The sequence below is a fragment of the Lysobacter silvisoli genome (assembly GCF_003382365.1).
Lineage (GTDB): Bacteria > Pseudomonadota > Gammaproteobacteria > Xanthomonadales > Xanthomonadaceae > Lysobacter > Lysobacter silvisoli.
Window position 1 is genome coordinate 905250 of the sequence record NZ_QTSU01000001.1, and the last position, 18659, is coordinate 923908.

10 protein-coding genes are annotated in these 18659 nt (G+C 67.7%); 3 read left to right on the plus strand and 7 right to left on the minus strand.

Going from position 1 to position 18659, the window contains the following annotated elements:
• Positions 1-70: 70 nt before the first annotated feature.
• The 4 genes from pgl to DX914_RS04270 form a co-directional block, all read right to left on the minus strand.
• Positions 71-760, minus strand: a complete 690-nt coding sequence (gene pgl / locus DX914_RS04255) for a 6-phosphogluconolactonase (protein ID WP_115859125.1) — start codon at positions 758-760, stop codon at positions 71-73.
• Positions 761-847: 87 nt separating this feature from the next.
• Positions 848-1822 carry a glucokinase gene (gene glk / locus DX914_RS04260; RefSeq protein WP_115857800.1) on the minus strand — a complete coding sequence of 325 codons (975 nt, stop codon included), beginning with the start codon at positions 1820-1822 and terminating at the stop codon, positions 848-850.
• The gene (zwf, locus tag DX914_RS04265) at positions 1819-3243 is read right to left on the minus strand and encodes a glucose-6-phosphate dehydrogenase (RefSeq protein ID WP_115857801.1); all 1425 of its coding nucleotides are present in this window, start codon (positions 3241-3243) and stop codon (positions 1819-1821) included. The genes glk and zwf overlap by 4 nt, the downstream gene beginning before the upstream one ends.
• 30 nt (positions 3244-3273) lie before the next feature.
• Positions 3274-4647 (minus strand): GH1 family beta-glucosidase, encoded by a 1374-nt coding sequence (locus tag DX914_RS04270; protein ID WP_115857802.1) that lies wholly within the window; start codon positions 4645-4647, stop codon positions 3274-3276.
• A 132-nt stretch (positions 4648-4779) separates the two neighbouring features.
• On the opposite strand from DX914_RS04270, the gene DX914_RS04275 reads away from it, so the two are divergent.
• The 3 genes from DX914_RS04275 to DX914_RS19970 all read left to right on the plus strand — a co-directional run bounded on the left by DX914_RS04275 (position 4780) and on the right by DX914_RS19970 (position 11566).
• A complete protein-coding gene (locus tag DX914_RS04275; protein WP_115857803.1) occupies positions 4780-5913 on the plus strand; it encodes an ABC transporter ATP-binding protein in 1134 nt (377 codons plus the stop codon).
• Positions 5914-6231: 318 nt separating this feature from the next.
• Complete coding sequence (locus tag DX914_RS20495) at positions 6232-11259, plus strand: RHS repeat domain-containing protein (RefSeq protein ID WP_115857804.1); 5028 nt, start codon at positions 6232-6234, stop codon at positions 11257-11259.
• Positions 11249-11566 (plus strand): hypothetical protein, encoded by a 318-nt coding sequence (locus DX914_RS19970; protein ID WP_147300599.1) that lies wholly within the window; start codon positions 11249-11251, stop codon positions 11564-11566. Before DX914_RS20495 ends, DX914_RS19970 begins: the two co-directional genes overlap by 11 nt.
• 27 nt (positions 11567-11593) lie before the next feature.
• Here the strand turns inward: DX914_RS19970 and DX914_RS04285 are convergent, their stop codons facing one another.
• The 3 genes from DX914_RS04285 to pgmB all read right to left on the minus strand — a co-directional run bounded on the left by DX914_RS04285 (position 11594) and on the right by pgmB (position 18559).
• Complete coding sequence (locus DX914_RS04285) at positions 11594-12847, minus strand: MFS transporter (protein WP_231118138.1); 1254 nt, start codon at positions 12845-12847, stop codon at positions 11594-11596.
• A 217-nt stretch (positions 12848-13064) separates the two neighbouring features.
• A complete protein-coding gene (locus DX914_RS04290; protein WP_115857805.1) occupies positions 13065-15461 on the minus strand; it encodes a TonB-dependent receptor in 2397 nt (798 codons plus the stop codon).
• A gap of 92 nt (positions 15462-15553) precedes the next feature.
• The gene (gene pgmB / locus DX914_RS04295) at positions 15554-18559 is read right to left on the minus strand and encodes a beta-phosphoglucomutase (RefSeq protein ID WP_115857806.1); all 3006 of its coding nucleotides are present in this window, start codon (positions 18557-18559) and stop codon (positions 15554-15556) included.
• Between the last annotated feature and the right edge of the window lie 100 nt (positions 18560-18659).

The window sequence follows — 18659 nt, forward strand, 5'->3', positions numbered from 1 at the left end:
GGGCGGGCCGGGGTGCGGGTTGGGGTGAGGGCACGCGAAGCCGCAGGCTTGCGGCGAAACTAGCGAAGCCCTATTCGCACCAATGCACGTGCAAAGGCGAAGCGTGCGCGGCGTCCAGGGCCGCGAGCACGGGGTAACGCTTCACATCCCCGCTGCGCAGCGCGGCCTCGAATACCTCGCGCTTGCGCTCGCCGGTGATCAGCAACAAACGCGTCTGCACGCGGGCCAGGCCGGCGGGAGTCAGGCTGACGCGGCGCGGCCAGCCTTGTGCGCCGGGTACGCCGTCGGCGTCGACGGCGACATAGGCCTGGCGGCTGCTCAAGGCGCGTTCCAGGTCGCGGCTGCCGGGGAACAGCGAGGCGGTGTGGCCGTCCTCGCCCATGCCCAACACCGCCGCGCTGGCGCCGAGTTGGGCGTGCGCATTGGCCGCGGCCACCGCGTCCTCGATGCGGCGCCCGGCCAGGGTCAGCGCTTCGAAGCGCGCGGCCGCGGCATGGTCCTGCAGCAGTTGGCTGCGCACGGTGCGGGCGTTGCTGTCGGGGTCGTCCGGCAGCAGCCAGCGTTCGTCGACCAGACCGATATCCACGCGGCTCCATTCCAGCGGCGCCTTGGACAGCGCGCGGTAGACCGGGCCGGGCGTGGTGCCGCCGGACAGCAGCAGGCGCGCGCGCGGGCGCAGCAGCAGATCGCGGCGCAGTTCGGCGGCGATGGCCACGGCGCAGGCCCACGTCCACACGTCGCGGCCGCGGTGCGCGTGCATCACATAGCGGGCTGTCTCCGGCTCCGGTGAGCCGGGCATGGCGGGCGACGGATCGTCGAGCATCGCCCGATCTTCGCACGATCCGCCTTAGCTTGGCGTGTGCCTGGCCAAGGCGGCCGCGCCGAGCAAACCGGGCTGCGGATGGGTCACGGCGAGGGTGGGAATGCGCGCCATCGCGGGCGAGAAGCGGCCCTTGTGCTCGAAGCGCTGACGGAAGCCGGAATGCTGCAGCCACGGCATCAGGCGCGGCACCAGGCCGCCGGGCAGGAACACGCCGTCCCAGGCGCCCAGGGTGAGCACCAGATCGCCGGCAGCGGCGCCGTAGACGGCGCAGAACACGTCGATCGCGCGCAGGCAGCGCGCATCGCCCTCGCGCGCCATCGCGGTGATGTCGGCCGGTTGCAGCGGGCCCGGGTCTTCGCCGGCGATCTGGCTCAGCGCGCGGTGCAGGTTGACCAGGCCGCTGCCGCTGACCAGACGCTCGTTGGAAACGCGGCCGAATTCGCCCGACAGGCGCTGCAGAATCTCGATCTCCTCCGGTGTGCCCGGCGCGAAGCTGACGTGGCCGCCTTCGGTCTGCAGCGGGTAGTAGCGGCCGTCGCGGCGGATCAATCCGCCGACGCCCAGGCCGGTGCCCGCGCCGATCACCGCATAGGTGCGGTCGCCGTCGCCATCGCCGCCGCGCCACGGCGCGCCGCCGATCGCCACCACGTCCTCGGGCTGCAGCAGCGACACCGCCATGGCCTGCGCGGCGAAGTCGTTGACCAGGCGCAGGCGTTGCAGGCCCAGTGCCTGGCCGGTGCGCGTGGCGGAGATCACCCAGGGATGGTTGGTGATGCGCGCCTCGTCGCCGTCGACGCGGCCGGCCACGGCGAACACGGCTTCGCCAGGCGCCGCGCCGACGCGATCCAGGTAGTGGCGCGCGGCGTCGGCCAGCGACGGGAAGTCGGCGACCGCGAACACCTGCACGCTGTCGGCGCGCAACGGCGCGTCCAGTTGCGGCGCGGCCAGGGCGAAGCGCGCGTTGGTGCCGCCGATGTCGGCCAGCAGTACTTCGCTCATGCCTGGCCTCCGCGCGACTGGCCCAAGGTGGCCGGCAGGAACGCTGCGGCTTCGGCCGGGCCCCAGGAGCCGGCCGGGTACTCGATCACCGGCTGCGCGGTCGCGCTCCAGGCGCGTTCCACGCTGTCGATCCATTGCCAGGCCGATTCGACTTCGTCGTCGCGCACGAACAGGGTCTGGTTGCCGCGCAGCGCATCCACCAGCAGGCGCTCGTAGGCGATGCGCCGCTGCGGCGAGTTCGACATCGACAGGTCCAGCGACATCGGCCGCAGTTCCAGCGCGCCCCATTCGGGCGCGGCCAGGCTGCCCATCAGGCCCAATTCCACGGTCTCGTCGGGCTGCAGGCGCATGCGCAGGCGGTTGGGGCGCTCGCGCCCGCGCGCGGGGCGTTCGAACAGCCAGTGCGAGACCGGCTTGAACGACACCACCACTTCGGTCGCGCGCGCAGCCAGGCGCTTGCCGGTGACCAGGCGGAAGGGCACGCCGGCCCAGCGCCAGTTGTCGATCCAGGTGCGCAGGGCGACGAAGGTTTCCACCGGCGCGTCGTGGACGAAGCCTTTGACCGCGCGGCCTTCGACCACGCCGGCGCCGTAGCGCCCGCGCACGGTGTCCTGGGCGGCGTCGGCCTGGCCCATCGGCCGCAGCGCGCGCAGCACCTTGCGCTTTTCTTCGCGGATGCTGTCGGCGTCCAGGTTGGACGGCGGCTCCATGGCGATCAGGGCGAGCAGCTGCAGCATGTGGTTCTGGACCATGTCGCGCAGCGCGCCGTAGCCGGCGTAGTACTCCTCGCGGCCGTCCACGCCGGCGGTCTCGGCCACCAGGATGTCGACCGATTCGATCCAGCGGTGCTGCCACACCGCTTCCAGCAAGGTGTTGCCCAGGCGCAGCGCGAGCAGATTCTGCACCGCGGCCTTGCCCAGGTAATGGTCGATGCGGAAGATCCGCGACTCGTCCAGGCAGGCGCGCAGCGCGGCGTTGATCTCGCGCGCCGAGGCCAGGTCGCGGCCGATCGGCTTTTCCAGCACCAGGCGCGAAGGATCGGCGAGCACGCCGGCCGCGCTCAGGCCCTGCGCCACCGGCACGAACAGATCCGGCGGCGTGGCCAGGTAGCTCACGCTGGGGCGGTCGGCGTAGGGCGACAGCGCCGCGGCGATCGCGGCGGTGTCGCGCAGGTCCACCGCCACGTAGTCGATGCTGCGCAGCAGGCCGTCCACGGCCGCGGCGTCGTCGGCCGCCTCGGCGGCCATGCGTTCGCGCAACCAGCTGCGGAAAGCCTCGCTGCTCATCTCCTGCCGGCCCACCGCGACCAGGCGGAAGCCCTCGGGCAGCAGCCGGTCCCGCCACAGGTGGATCAGCGATGGGAACAGGTAGCGCTGGGCCAGGTCGCCGGTGGCGCCGAACAGCAACAGGGTGTCGTGCATCGCGCCGGGACCTGATCGGGAAGGGGGACCTTAAGGTAGCGGCTCCGCCAGCGAGCGGCCATGGCTGGCGATCACGTTGGAGTACCAGCGCGCGCTGTCCTTGGGCGTGCGCTCCTGGGTGCCGTAGTTCACGTGGACCACGCCGAAGCGCTTGGAATAGCCCAGCGACCATTCCAGGTTGTCCAGCAGCGACCACACCATGTAGCCGCGGATGTCGCAGCCGGCCTGGATCGCGTCGTGCACCGCGCTGATGTGCTTTTGCAGGTAGTCCATGCGCAGCGGGTCGCGCACGCGTCGCTCGCCGCTGGCGTCGGGCTCGGCCACCGGCGGATCGAAGAAGGCCGCGCCGTTCTCGGTGATGTACATGGGAATGTCGCCGTAGCGCTGCTTGACCCAGGTCAGGGTGTCGGTCAGGCCCTGCGGGAACACTTCCCAGCCGGTCTCGGTGTAGGTGCCCGAGGGCTGGCGCACCACGCCGGTATTGAGCGGGTAGCTGATCGCGTCCTTGGTGACGCTGCGGGTGTAGTAGTTGACGCCGATGAAGTCCAGCGACTGCTTGATCAGGGCGTAGTCTTCGGCCGGCCATTCCGGCCAGGCCTCGCCGAAGATCTCGCGCAGCTCCGGCGGGTAGGAGCCGAGCAGGGCGGGATCGAGGTACTGCTCGTTCATGTAGGCGTGCGCGCGCTTGACCGCGGCCGCGTCGGCGGCCGAATCGGTGGCCGCGTACTTGGGCTCGATGTTCACCACCAGGCCGATCTCGTGCTGGCCGATCGCGCGGTAGGCCTGCACCGCGGCGCCATGCGCGCGCATCAGGTTGTGGCTGGCGATGGGCGCCTCGAAGCGGCTGCGGTGGCCCGGCGCGAGCGCGCCGTGCAGGTAGCCGCCGTCGGTGATGACCCAGGGTTCGTTGAGGGTGACCCACTTCTTCACCCGGCCGTCGAGGGCGCGGTAGAGCACGCTGCCGTACTCGGCGAACCAGTCGGCGCAGTCGCGGTTGAGCCAGCCGCCGCGGTCGTCCAGTGCCGCCGGCATGTCCCAGTGGTAGAGGGTCAACAGCGGCTCGATGCCGTTGGCCAGCAGTTCGTCGACCAGGCGCGAATAGAAGTCCACGCCGGCCTGGTTCACCCGGCCGGTGCCCTCGGGCAGGATCCGCGACCAGGACACGCTGAAGCGGTAGGCCTGCAGGCCCAGCTGCTTCATCAGCGCCACGTCGTCCTTCCAGCGCCGGTAGTGGTCGCAGGCGACGTCGCCGGTGTCGCCGTTGAGGGTCATCCCCGGGGTATGGGCGAAGCGGGTCCAGATGCTGGGGCCGGCGCCGTCGGCCAGGGGCGAGCCCTCGATCTGGTGCGCGGCAGTGGCCGCGCCCCACAGGAAACCCTCGGGAAAGACTCGAACTTGGCTCATCGCTGTTTGGCTCCGGTGCGGGGGCTCGTCGCTGGTTCGACGTGCATGTAAACGGTTACATGGCAGAATAGCCCAGGGCGGCGACAATTGCATCGTCGCTACACCGCATCTTGGAACCGGTTGGGAGAATTCATGGCGAAGGTCACGCTTGAAGGGCTGCGCAAGGTCTACCCGAACGGGTTCGTCGGCGTGGACGGCGCCAGTTTCGATATCCGCGACGGCGAACTGCTGGTGCTGGTGGGCCCCTCGGGCTGCGGTAAGTCGACCCTGCTGCGCATGATCGCCGGGCTGGAAACCATCAGCGCGGGCGAGCTGCGCATCGGCGAGCGCCGGGTCAACGAGGTCGCGCCCAAGGACCGCGACATCGCCATGGTGTTCCAGAGCTACGCGCTATACCCGCACATGACCGTGGCCGAGAATCTGGGCTTCGGCCTGAAGCTGCGCGGCGCGTCCAAGGACGAGATCGCGCGGCGCGTGGCCGAGGCGGCGGACATGCTGGAGCTGGCGCCGCTGCTGCAGCGCAAGCCGGCGGCGCTGTCCGGCGGCCAGCGCCAGCGCGTGGCCCTGGGCCGCGCCCTGGTGCGGCAGCCGCAGGTGTTCCTGCTCGACGAGCCGCTGTCCAACCTGGACGCCAAGCTGCGCATGGGCATGCGCGTGGAGATCGCGCGCCTGCACCGGCAGCTGGGCACCACCATGATCTACGTGACCCACGACCAGATCGAGGCCATGACCCTGGGCCAGCGCATCGTGGTGCTCAAGGACGGCAAGATCCAGCAGATCGACACGCCGATGGCGCTGTACCGCCATCCGGTCAATTTGTTCGTGGCCACCTTCCTGGGCAGCCCGAAGATGAACCTGCTCTGGGGCGAAGTGACCGAGCGCGAGGGCCGCCTGGCCCTGCGCATCGCCGAAGGTGTGGAGCTGCCGCTGCAGCCGGAGCCCGCATTGCGCGAGACCGTGCGCGGCTATCTGGGCCGCCAGCTCACCGTCGGCCTGCGTCCTGAGGACATGCACCTGGCGCAGGCCGCGCCCGAGCGCCTGCCCGCGCGCGTGGAAGCGGTGGAGCCGGTGGGCAACGAAGCCTTCCTCAACCTGGGCTGCGGCGGCTGCGAACTGGTGGTGCGCCTGCCGCCCTACGATCTGCCGGTGGCCGGCGACACCGTGCACCTGGGCTACGACGCGCAGCGCATGCATTACTTCGACCCGGAGAGCGAGCTCAATCTGCGGGTGCCGCCTGCGGCCGAGGCGGTCGAGCGCGCGGCGTGAACTCTGGAACCCGCATTTCGTGTGGAATTCAAGCGGGTGATGCGGGGCGAGGGGACGATGAGCCGTTGCAGGCGTCGTTGCCGTTGTAATTGCGTAGGCTGAAGTGCCGGTTCTTAGTGACTCGATGTGCTTGAATGCACCGTTGATGCGCAAGTCGAGTGCGAATGCAAGAAGTGATCTATGTAAGCGTTCCGCCTGCGCTTTCGCAGCGATTGCGACCGCCCTAAGTTAGCCTGCACACTGTACTTCAGGGGACCGGTCAGGCCGGTTTTAGTTCGAACTCAGCATCGCCCGATCGGGCCGGCAGTACCTCATCGCATGCATATCCAATCTTATGCTTCCGCTCCCGCGCTGTCCGGCGGGGACGCGGCTTGTTTCGTTCGTTCCGTGCTTCGACAAGCGGGCCAAGTCGCGTTAATGCTCGCAATGGGGATCGGATCGGTCGGCGCCCAATCCATCACCTCCGAAGCCGAGTACCAAAGGAAGATTCAGGCCGCATCCACGATCACCGCTGCCGCCGAGGGTCTGTTCGGAAACAGGACATCGGACGCCACGGGCAAGACCGAGTTCGTCAACGTCGATATCGACGTGCCGGGCAACAATGGCTTGCCCGTGCAACTCGGCCGGCGCCTGCCGATCGACTGGCTGTACTTACCCGAGCAACTAGGAGGTTTCGGCAATTGGGATGTCGAGGTTCCGTACATCCAGACCACCGTGTCCAGCAACATGGGCTGGTCCGTTGCCTCCAGTTCGTCTCCCAACCGCTACAAGCGCTGCTCGTTTCCGAGCCTGCCGTTCGTCGAAGGGCTGTTGATCAGCCCGGAAGAGGTGTCCCACGGCTACCGCCTGCATATGCCGGGCGTCGGGGACGAGTCGATGCTGGTCGATCATAATCTCAACACCGACCCGTCCAACGGCAGCAGTTACCCCTGGGTGCTGAAATCGATGGGGCGACTGAGCTGCCTGTCCACCGTGAAGAACGGCTACCCAGGCGAAGGCTTCCTACTGCTCACTCCCGAGGGAGTGAAGTACTACTTCGACTATCCGGTCGAGCGCACCGCCATGACCATCCGCAAGGGGCCGAAAGGATTGCCCGGCTACACCATGGCGCGAAAGAACGTGTACATGCTGGCGTCGCGCATCGAGGACCGCTTCGGCAACACCGTCGACTACAACTACAGCAATGGACGGCTGTCCAGCATCGTCGCCAACGACGGCCGCCAGATATCCCTGCAGTACGGGACTAACTCGGTGACGGCCAGCAGCCACGGGCGCACCTGGACCTACACGCTGGCCAATGGTCATTTGACGCAGGTGGCCAATCCGGACGGTTCGACCTGGCAGTACCCCGCATTCGGATTCACTTCGCCCTACGATCAGCAGCAGTCGGACATGCTGCAGCTGTCGTACTTCGATCCTGGCGTCATGTGCCAGAGCGAAATCAGTCGCGAACGCTATGCCGGAACGTTCCCGTTCGTGGTCAAGCATCCTAGCGGTGCCCAGGCAGCATTCCAGTTCGAAGGACGGCGGTTCCATCGCAGCCGCGTTCCTTATTTGTGCTACATCGACTTCTTCGATCACCAGGTCAGGAAGTCTGGCGGAAGCACCAACATCACCGCCAGCTATATCGATTGGAATCAGATATTCAAAGCTCTCATAGAGGGCGATGACCTGCCGACAGTCATTGAAAACTACGACACTCAAATGCTCACGGAGGAGTATGTCGACGTTTCAGGCTACGCACGCATTGGTACCCCCAACTACTTCGATGTGTTCTCGCTCAAGTCGCTGAGTATCTCGGGCCCAGGGCTGGCCACGCAAACGACCGGCTACGCGTATCAGGAAGATACCTACCCCTACTGCGACGTTTACGATCACCAGAGCGGCGTGCCGAGCGGCTCGGCGTGCAATGAGGATCCATGCGCGGGGCAAGCCTGCGGCGACGGCGTGGGCAGGGCGACCACGATCACGCTGCCGAACGGAGTGGTCGTCAAGAAGCGCTATGGCGTGATCTTCGAAAAAAACGAAGGCATGCTGCTCAGCGAGCAAGTGCTGGACGCTAGCGGCGCTCAGGCGCAGAAAACCGACTACGTTTATGTGCAAGACGAGCAAATGGCGCAACAGCCATTCCCAAGCCTGGCAGGGTACGACTTCGGCGACCAGATGGCGTCGAAGATTCGCCCGCTGATATCGACTTCGTTGTTGCAAGACGGCGTCACCTACACCCGCACCGTCAACGCCTTCGACGCCATGGCTCGGCCCACCTCGGTGACCCGCGCCAGCAACATCAGCTACGGCTACAGCCGCAGCGACGGCATCGCGTATCACGACAACCTGAGCAAGTGGGTGCTGGGCCAGAGCGCCTCGGTCAGCACCGGCAACGCCGTGCCCGCGCAGACCACGTACGATCCCGTTACCGCGTTGCCGCTGCACAGCTACGAGTTCGGCATCCGCAAGCAGAGCTTGAGCTACAACGCCGACGGCACCGTCGCCACGGTCACCGACGCCAACAACAACGTCACCACGCTATCGAGCTGGAAGCGCGGCATTCCGCAAACCATCCAGTACCCGGCCACCGCCGAGTCGCCGGCAGGCAGCACCGAGTCGGCGGTGGTCAACGACAGCGGCTGGGTCATCGCTACCAGCGACGAGAACGGCTACACCACCAACTACGGCTACGACGCCATGGGCCGGGTGAGCAGCATTACGCAGCCCACTGGCGACAGCGTCGACTGGTACCCCACCACGCGCACGTTCGAGCTGATCAACACGCCCGAACTGGGCCTGCCCGCCGGCCATTGGCGCCAGTCGGTCAGCACCGGCAATGCGCGGCATTACACCTACTACGACGCGTTGTGGCGGCCGGTGGCCAGCGAAAGCCACGACATCACCGATTTCGCCAACACCCGCACCCAGACCTTCCAGCGCTACGACTTGGCCGGGCGATCGGCGTTCGCGTCCTATCCGCTCAACAACGGCACCGACTTCCAGCAGGTGGTCGCCGGCACCTACACCGACTACGACGCGCTCGGGCGGCCGGTGCGGGTGCGCCAGAGCAGCGAGCTGGGCACGCTGAGCACCAGCACCGAGTACCTCAGCGGCGGCGAGATCAGGGTCACCAACCCGCGCGGCCAGGTCACGCGCACGCGCTACGCCGCCTGGGACGAGCCGACCACCGACTATCCCATCGAGATCTTCCAGCCCGAGGGCGCCGTCACCCAGATCTGGCGCGACGCGTTCTTCAAGCCCACCCAGCTGCGCCGCTCCGGCCCCTACGCCGGACAAACCGTGGAAGCGGTGCGCAAGTACTACTACGACGGCGCCCACCGCCTGTGCCGCAGCGACGAGCCCGAAACCGGTTCGACGGTGATGGGCCTGGACAACGCCGGCAACCTGGTCTGGTCCGCCGCGGGCCTGAGCGGGCTGAACACCACCGACTGCGACCACCTGGCCGCCTACAACGGCGGCCGTACCGTCACCCGCAGCTACGACGCCCGCCACCGGCTGACCGCGCTGACCTTCCCCGACGGCCTGGGCAATCAGGTCTGGACCTACACCAAGGACGGCCTGCCGGCTCAGGTCACCACCTACAACGGCGCCGACAACACCCTGCCGGTGATCAACGCCTATCACTACAACAAGCGCCGCCTGCTGGGCGGACAGGGCGAAACCGTCGGCCAGACCAACTGGTACACCTGGGCCCTGGGCTACGGCTACGACCGCCACGGCAACCTGTCCACGCACAGCTACCCCACCGGCCTGACGGTGGCCTACGCGCCCAACGCGCTGGGCCAGCCTACCCAGGCCGGCAGCTACGCCACCGGGGTGAAGTACCACCCCAACGGCGCGATTAGCAGCTTCACTTATGGCAACGGCGTGGCGCACGCCATGTCGCAGAACCTGCGCCAGCTGCCGCAGGTGGTCAGCGACGTGGGTGTGGCCGGCTACACCTACACCTACGATGCCAACGGCAACCCCACGCGCATCGACGACAATGCGCAAGGCACCAGCTTCAACCGCTACCTGGATTACGACGGCCTGGACCGCCTGACCCGCGCCAGCTCGGCCATGTTCGGCGGCAGCCTGCACCGCATCGATTACGCCTACGACCCCATCGACAACCTGCGCGCGGTCACCCACGCCGGCGTGCGCGAACACAGCTACTGGTACAACGGCAAGAACCAGCTGACCAACGTGCTCAACACCGCCGGCGCCTCGGTGGTGGGTTTGGACTACGACCCGCAAGGTAACCTGCGGCAGAAGAACGGCCAGGCCTACGGCTTCGACCACGGCAACCGCCTGCGCTGGGTGACGGGCAAGGAGACCTACTGCTACGACGCCCTGGGCCGACGCGTGGAAACCGTGCAGGACGACGGCACGCTACGCCTGTTCCAGTACAGCCAGGCCGGCCAGTACCTGTTCGGCTGGAAGAAGACGCCGGCCGGCGCGGAGACCACGACCGAGAACGTCTACCTGGGCGGCAGCCTGGTGGCGACCATCGACCATAACTGGCCCAGCAATACGGTCATCGCGACCAAGTACCAGCATACCGATGCGCTAGGCAGCCCCGTGGCGGTGACGGATGCGAGTGGCGCGTTGGTCGAGCGCACGGATTACGAGCCGTACGGCAGTGCGATCAACAAGACGGTAGACGGGATTGGGTACACCGGGCATGTGATGGATGGGGCCACCGGTCTGACCTACATGCAGCAGCGGTATTACGATCCGACATTGGGGCGGTTTCTTTCGGCTGATCCAGTTGCTGCGCGCCTGCTCGGTGATAATTTCAATCGGTACTGGTACGCAAATGGCAATCCATACAGGTTCACGGACCCAGATGGGCGCGACTCTGTAGGCGAAATGATCGACAAGGCTGCAACTGGCTGTGGGCCTGTGACGTGCGCGGGCTGGGCTGCGACCCATGCCCTTTGGGAGGTCTTTGGAGCAGAGGGTGTCAGCCAAGTTTACGGCGGAAGAGCGGCGCCGGGCCGTGGCACTATGGTGTTGGCAACGTTTGAAGTTGTCACTCTGGGGAAGGGCAATGCTGTCGCTAAGCCGATTAAGTCACTCATTAAAGCGGATTCCCTGCTTGTGAAAGCGGCTCAAGCGGCCGGAAAATCGGTTCAAGGGTCGCTTGACAATCTGATCAGTCGACTGGCTAGCGGAAATATGAATCCGGGAACTGGAACAAGGCATTTGTTCTCTGGTGTTTACGAAGCGCGCGCACGTGACGGTGCCAGGGTATATTATCGACAATCAGGGGATGGTTTAGAGATACTTGCGAAAAGTTCAAAGGAAAATCAGGATCAGGTCATTGCTCGCCTAAAGAGTTTGTATGGAAAATAACGCATATCCGATTGAAATAGAGATTCTGCATACGATTGAGGATATGCATGACGATAACGTCGATGTGCATGTGGTTCTCTCGAATGGAGAAAGGTATTCGGCCACGTTCTTCACGCTAAAGAATGTGGAGAGGTTGATGCGCAGTTATCAGGAAAGTGGGGAATGCTTGAATGGAAGTTTCTTTTGGGCAAGAGATATGATTATTGTTACGATGATTACGCCGGAAGAGGTTTCTAGGGTTGTATGGGATTTAGTAAGTAGTGGTGAGTTGAAAGGTGCTATGAGTCTCATACGTAAAAACCCATAGAGGTCTGTGAGAACGTGGTCACCGGACTCATGCCACCGCGATACGCGCCTCGGCCCGCTGCGACTGCCGGCGCAGGCCGACGATGGCCAGCAGCAGCAAGGCCATCGGCAGCAGCGACAGGTAGAACGCGGTTTCGCCGCCGGCGCGCTGGAACAGCTGGCCGGTGAGGAAGGAGCCGGTGGTGCCGCCCAGGGCCGAGAACACCACGATCAGGCCGGTCATGGCCGCGTGCCGCGACTTGGGCAGGGCGCTGAGCACCACCGAATTGATCGCGGGGTAGATCGGCGCCATGAACAGGCCGATCAGCGGGAACACGTAGGCCGCGGCCGGCGCGTGGGTCCAGCTCGCGTTCGCGTCCGGGCGCACGCCGGCCGCCAGCGGCAGCGCCAGCAGCACCAGCGCGGCCATCGCCAGCACGCAGCCGATCAGCAGCCAGTGCCAGGCCAGGCGCCGCAGCAGCAGGCCCGCGCCCAGGCGGCCTAGTGCCAAAGACACGGCGAAGATGCTCGCCGCCTGCACGCTCATGGTCGTGGGCAGGTGCAGGATTTCGCGGTTGAAGGTCGGCAACCAGGTGCCGATGCTCTGTTCGATCAGCACGTACAGGAACGCCGAGACCAGGAACACGCCGATCAGCGGCTGCGCGAGCAGGCGGAACATGTCCAGGAACGCGGCGCCGGCGGCGTGGCCGTCGCTGGCCGCGGATTCGTCGATGCGCGTGCTCGCCAGCAGCAGCGCGGTGAGCGCGGCCACCGCGGCGATCACCCAGTACACGCGCAGCCAGCGCGGGTCGGCCGGCGCGTCCGCATCGATGAACGCGGCGAACAGCCAGTAGCCGGCGAGCACGCCGACCATGAACCAGCCTTCGATGGTGCTGGTCAGGCTGGCGTGCTGCTGGCGGTCGTCGGTGAGCAGGCCGATGGACGAGTACACCGACACCTTGGCCAGCGCGAACGAGGCGCCGACCGTGGCGAACAGCAGCTTGCTGGCCCAGAACGCATGCAGCAGCGGCATCAGCGCGCAGGCCGCGGCCACCAGCGACAGGCCCAGCATCATCGCCCGGCGGTAGCCCAGGCGCGGCAGCAGCGAAGCGGTGAGAAAGGACACCAGCGCGATCGGCAGGTCCTTGAACGCTTCCAGGTAGCTGGCCTCGGCCTTGCTCACGCCGAAGCCCTGGATCGCCTGCAGGATCACCGTGCCCACGCTGTTGAGCAGCACGGCGAAGACCATGTAGGTCAGGATCATCGCCAGGATCATGCGGCTGCGCTGCGGGCTGGAGGTCATGCCTGGCTCCGACGCGCGGTCATGGCGCGTGCTTGGATGAAGAAAGATGCGTTCGCGGGCGGCGCCGACGCCGCGCGTCCCGTGGGGGCGGATGCGCGCCGTGGGATACGGCGCCGCACCGCGAACGCAGGTGAAACGCGTCCAGGTGGATCCGTTGGAACTCGGCGCGGCGACCGCGGGCGCAGCATCGCATGCGCGCCCGCCGTCGCCGCCACCGTCACCAGCGGTAGGCCACCGAGAACTGGTAGGCCCGCCCGGCGATGGGCCGGCCCAGGAACACGCCGCCGGTGGCCGCGCCGGGCACGCGTACGTTGCCTTCGGTCAGGCCCAGCTCGTTGCTGACGTTGCTGCCGCTGGCGGTGAACTCCCAGTGTTCGCCCACGTGCAGGTTCGCGCCCACGTCCAGGGTGTGGTACGAGGGCAGACGCTGGGTGTTGGCCAGGTCGGCGTAGCGGTCGCCGATGTAGCTGTAGGTGGCGAACAGCTTCAGATCGCCCACCGGCAGGGTCCAGTAGTAGCTGGGGGTGAGCCGGAACTGGCGCTTGGGCTGGCGCATGACCTGGTTGCCGGTGAACTCGCGGTAATTCTCGTACTTGGCGTCCAGCCACACGCCGGTGGCGGCCAGCTCGAAGCCGCCGAACGGCCGCACCGCGCCTTCGACTTCCAGGCCGTAGGCGCGCGAATCGCCGACGGTGGTGAAGTTGGTGCCGTCGTCCAGGAAGGCCTGGAACGGCGAGTTGGTGAAGCTGTTGTAGAACGCGGTCAGGTACAGGTCGTAGACCTGGTTGCCGGCTTTGAAGCCCAGTTCGTACTGGTCCACTTCCTGGATCTTGGTATTGCCGTCGCGCAGGTTGTCGAAGGCCGGCATCTTGTAGCCCGAGTTGGCGCGGGCGAACACGCTGGCGCTGTCGTTGAGCTTGTAGTTCAGGCCCAGGGTCCAGGAGAAATGCTGGTCGTCCTGGTCGATGCGGCGGGTGCTGGGCAGCGAGATCGAGGTGTTGTTGTCGTACAGGGTGGCGGGGTTGCCGTCCAGGTCCACGGTGGCCACGTTGTGCACGGTGCCGTCCACCTGCTGCCACTCGTAGCGGATGCCGGCGTCCAGGCGCAGGCGGTCGTTGACCTGCCACTCGTCGGCCAGGAACACGGCGGTGTTCTGGCCGTCGTAGTCGCCGCGCAGCGAGAAGAACGAGGTGCCGACGAAACCGTCGCGGGTGACCCGGCGGCCGTCGGCCAGGACCACGTCGATGCGGCGCGCGTTGTTCTCCGCGCTGAGCAGCATGTTGTTGCCCAGGTACCAGGTGTCGGTGGACGAGTAGCGCGCGTAGTACACGCCCGCGGTCAGGGTGTTGCCCTCGAACAGGTCGCGGCTGAAGCGCAGGTCGTTGGTGAAGGACTGGATGTCCTTGTCCACCACCCAGAAGCCGGCGGTCAGCACCTGCTGGTTCGGGTCCACCGCGCCGCCGCCGTTGGTGTAGGTGGCGGTGCCGGGGCTGCCGAAGCTGGCGATGTAGGAGCTGATGGTCTGCGGGCTGGCGCCGGTGAACAGGCCGTTGGTCGGCGCGTTGCCGTCGACGAAGTTCATGCGGTCGCTGATGGTCCAGTCGCCCACGTAGAAATCCATCGAGGCGCCGAACACGTCCAGCTTGAGGCCGCGCCCGTCGGCCAGATCGCGGCTGATGGTCTGGCCGTTCGGGCCCACCGGCAGGGTCACCCGGCGGAAGTCGTTGCCCAGCAGGGTGCCGGTGAGCGCGTCCAGGCCGGGGAAACTGGACAAGTGCTCGCCGTTGTTGCGCGACAGCAGCGGGATCGGGGTGAAGAAGGCGTTCTTGTCGTCGGTGTGGCGCGCGTACAGGGTGATCTCGCCGCTGTCCCAGCTGCGGGTCACGGTGGCGCTGAACTGGCCGCCCTTGTCGGCCGGAAACTGGGTGTCGCGCACGCCGTCGGTGACGCGGTAGAAGCCGCCGATGCTGTAGTACCAGCCTTCGCCGAGCTTGCCGCTGTTGAACACGTCGACGCGGCGCAGGTTGTCGCTGCCGGCGGTCACGCGCAGGCTGCCTTCGGTTTCCTCGCCGCCCTTCTTCTGGATGAAGTTGACCGTGGCGCCGGGCTGGCCGTTGGAGAAGATCGGGCTGGGACCGCCGCGCAGCACTTCCATGCGGTCGATGGTGTCGTCCATGCGGAACAGGGTGGAGTTTTCCAGGAACGACAGGGTCGGCGGCGGGAACAGCGGCGCGCCGTCCATCTGCACGGTCACGAACGGCGCGTCGCCCTCGGAGGGCATGCCGCGCACGAAGATGTTGGCGCCGGTGCTGCCGCCGGCCGATTCGGCCCAGATGCCGGGCACCACCTTGAGCGCGTCGGCGGTGCTCAGCGGCACGGCCTCCTGCAGCTGTTCCAGCGAGGCGGTGGTGATGGAGAAGCTGGCGTCGCGCTTGCGCACGCCCTTGAAGCGCGCGGTGCCGCTGACCACCACCGCGTCCAGGGTGGTGGCGTCGCTTTCGCTGGCCGGCGCCGCGTCGGCGGCCGGCGCGGCGTCCTGCGCCAGCGCGGTGGCCGGGACCAGGGCGGCGGCGATGGCCACCGACAAGGCGTAACGCATGAGCTTGGGCCGCATCAACGAAGCTTGGATCGACGACGACTGCATGATTCTCTCTCCCTCTCTCTCAAGAATGTCAGGTCGGCGCGCCGTTGCGGCGCGCGGTGTGCTCAACGGCTAACGAAAGCGTTCAGATCGAATGCGGCGATGGCCGGCAGCCAGGCGTCGGCGCCGGGCAGGTCGGCGGGCGCGCCGATGCCGACCGCGGGCATGCCGGCGGCGCGGATCGCGGCGATGCCGGCGGCCGCGTCCTCGATGCCGATGCAGGTCTGCGGCGCCACGCCCAGCGCGCGCGCCACGCTCAGGAAAATCTCCGGGTTGGGCTTGGCGCGCGCGATCGCGCCGGCGTCGGCCACGTAGTCGAAGCGGTCGGCGATGCCCAGGCGCCGCAGCAGCGCCGGCGCGTTCTTGCTGGCCGAGGCCAGGCCCAGCTTGAGCCCGCGCGCGCGCGCTGCGTCCAGCAGCGCGAGCACGCCGGGGAACAGGTCCTGTGGCCCGACCTGTTCGATCGCCGCGCGGTAGTAGCCGTTCTTGCGCTCGGCCAGGGTGTGGCGTTCCTCGGCGCCGTACTCGCGCGTGGCGCGTTCCAGGATGATCGCCAGCGAAGCCTCGCGGTCCACGCCCTTCAGGCGCAGGTTCACAGTCTCGTCGAAGGGCACGCCGATCTCGTCGGCCAGGCGCTTCCAGGCCTGGTAGTGGGTGTGCGCGGTGTCGGTGAGCACGCCGTCCAGGTCGAAGATCAGCGCCTGCGCGGGGCGCGGGAACGTTGCCGCTGCGGGCGCCAGCGCGACGTCCACCGGCTGCGCCACGCTCAGGCGCAGGCGCTGACCGTGGTGCGCGATCTCCAGCGGCTCACCGTCGAGCAGGGCGTAGCGCACGCGCTCGCCGTCCACGCGCAGTTGCAGTTCGCGCCCGCGCCAGCGCAGGCCGAAGCCGTAGCCGCGCCAGCGCGCGGGCAGAGTGGGGGCGAAGCGCAGCTCGCCCGCGCTCACGCGCAGGCCGGCGAAGCCCTGCACCAGCGCCAGCCAGCTGCCGGCCATGGCCGCCATGTGCACGCCGTGGTCGGTGTTGCCGTGCAGGTCGTCCAGGTCCACGCGCAGGCTGGCGTCGAAATAGTCCAGCGCCTTGTCGGCCAGGCCGACTTCGCTGGCCAGGATGCCGAACATCGACGCCGACAGGGTCGAGTCGTGGGTGGTGACGGCTTCGTAGTAGTCGTAGCTGCGGCGCTTGCGGCCCGCGTCCACGTCGTCGCCGGCCAGCACCAGGGCCATGACCACGTCGGCCTGCTTGCATACCTGGTAGCGGTACAGGGTCAGCGGGTGGTAGTCGAGCAGCAGCGGGCGGTGTTCGCCTTCGCGGCGCGGGAACGGCCACTGCGGCTTGTCCAGGAAACCGTCGTCCTGCGCGTACACGCCCAGCGCCTGGTCGTAGGGCAGGTACATGGCGTCGGCGGCACGGCGCCACAACGCGACCTCGCTCTCGTCCAGGCCCAAGCGCGCGGCTAGCGCCGCGGCCTGTTGCGGGCGCTGCGCCCGCAGCTGTTCCCAGGCCTGCGCCGCGCGGCGCAGGTGCTGCTGGGCCATGCGGTTGGTGTAGTAGTTGTTGTCGACCATGGCCGTGTACTCGTCCGGCCCGGTGACCTCGTGGATGCAGAACGCGCCGCCGCGGCGAGCGTTGAAGTGACCGACCTGCGGCCAGATGCGCGCGGTCTCGAACAGCATTTCGGCGCCGGCCTCGGCGAGGAAGTCCGGGTCGTCGCTGGCGTCCAGGTACAGGCCGATGCCGTAAGCGATGGCGGCGTTGATGTGGTACGCGGCCGAGCCGGAGGGGTAGTGGGCCGAACATTCGCCGCCGGCGATGGTGCGCCAGGGATAGAGCGCGCCGGCCGGGTGGTTCATCTCGCGCGCGTGCTCGCGCGCGGCAGCGAGCATGCGGTAGCGCGCGAGCAGCATGGCGCGGGCGACCTCGGGCGCGGTGAAGGCCATCACCGGCAACACGAAGGCTTCGGTGTCCCAGAAGCAATGGCCTTCGTAGCCTTCGCCGGTCAGGCCCTTGGCCGCGGTGCCGGACACGCCGTCGCGGCCGGCCGACTGCCACAGGTGGAACAGGTTGAAGCGCAGCGCCAGTTCGGCGCCCGGGTCGCCGTCCACGGCGATTTCTGCGTCGCGCCAGAACTCGGCCAGGGCGCCGGCCTGCAGCGCGGCAAGGGCCTCGTAGCCGGCGCCCACGGCGGCGGTCAGGGCTTCGTCGGTGCGCTCCTCCAGCCCCTGCGCTTGCGCGGCGCTGGCGTAGGCGACGAACTTTTCCAGCACCGCTTCGCCGCCCGGCTGCAGTCGCGCGCTGAAGATCTGCGCGGCGCGGGTGTCGTCGGCTTGCGCGGCCGCGAAGGCCAGCGGCGCGCTCGCCGCCGGCAGGCGATGGCTCTGCGCGCACAGCACCGCGCCGGTGCCGTGCTGGGTGCGCTGGCCGTAGCGCGCGCGCTCGCCGTCGGCCTGGCTGCCGGTGGACAGCAGCCCCGCGCTGGCGGCGCCGATGCGCGGATCGTCGCCTTGCGCGGCCGCGCGGCGCGCGCTTTCGATCGCCGACACCAGGCGCAGTTCGCCGCTGTAGTCGATCGAGCGCACGCGGTAGCGGATCGCCAGCAGGTCGCAGGCGCCGGGGTGGACGTGGGCCGGCACCACGCGCTCGGATTCGATCTCGACCGTGGCGCCCTGCGCGCTGCGCAGGCGCAGGCGCCGCCGCAGCACGCCGCTGCGCAGGTCCAGTTCGCGTGCGAAGGCCAGCACCTCGGCGGTCTCGGGCTGCAGCCGGTGCTCGCCCAGCCAGACCTCGATGCGCTTGCCGTCGGCCACCGGCACGCGGGTGTCGGTGCGCAGGGCGAAACCGCGGAAACGTTCGTGGTAGTGGATCGGGTTCTGTTCGTAGACCGCGGCCAGGTAGCAGCCGTCGCCTTCGCCGTCGCCTTCCTCGAAACCGCCGCGCACGCCCAGCGAGCCGTTGGCCAGGGCGTACAGGGTCTGGTCGCGTTGCCGGCGCGCGGGTTCGTAGCGGTCCTGGCGCAGGCACCAGGCGGCTGCGTCGTGGGCGTCGGCGGGGGTGGGGTGGGGCTGGGTCACGCGGGTTCGGCCTCGTCTTGCATCCGCTGGGGGTAGCGGTCGGGCTGGACCCTAGGAGGTCATTGTTATCGATGTCAAGTTATCGATAACAAGAGCGGCG

Coding starts and splice junctions, on each gene's coding strand:
- pgl (WP_115859125.1), bottom strand. CDS start 760: ATGCACGCGCACCGCGGCCGCGACGTGTGGACGTGGGCCTGCGCCGTG.
- glk (WP_115857800.1), bottom strand. CDS start 1,822: ATGAGCGAAGTACTGCTGGCCGACATCGGCGGCACCAACGCGCGCTTC.
- zwf (WP_115857801.1), bottom strand. CDS start 3,243: ATGCACGACACCCTGTTGCTGTTCGGCGCCACCGGCGACCTGGCCCAG.
- DX914_RS04270 (WP_115857802.1), bottom strand. CDS start 4,647: ATGAGCCAAGTTCGAGTCTTTCCCGAGGGTTTCCTGTGGGGCGCGGCC.
- DX914_RS04275 (WP_115857803.1), top strand. CDS start 4,780: ATGGCGAAGGTCACGCTTGAAGGGCTGCGCAAGGTCTACCCGAACGGG.
- DX914_RS20495 (WP_115857804.1), top strand. CDS start 6,232: ATGCATATCCAATCTTATGCTTCCGCTCCCGCGCTGTCCGGCGGGGAC.
- DX914_RS19970 (WP_147300599.1), top strand. CDS start 11,249: ATGGAAAATAACGCATATCCGATTGAAATAGAGATTCTGCATACGATT.
- DX914_RS04285 (WP_231118138.1), bottom strand. CDS start 12,847: ATGACCTCCAGCCCGCAGCGCAGCCGCATGATCCTGGCGATGATCCTG.
- DX914_RS04290 (WP_115857805.1), bottom strand. CDS start 15,461: ATGCGGCCCAAGCTCATGCGTTACGCCTTGTCGGTGGCCATCGCCGCC.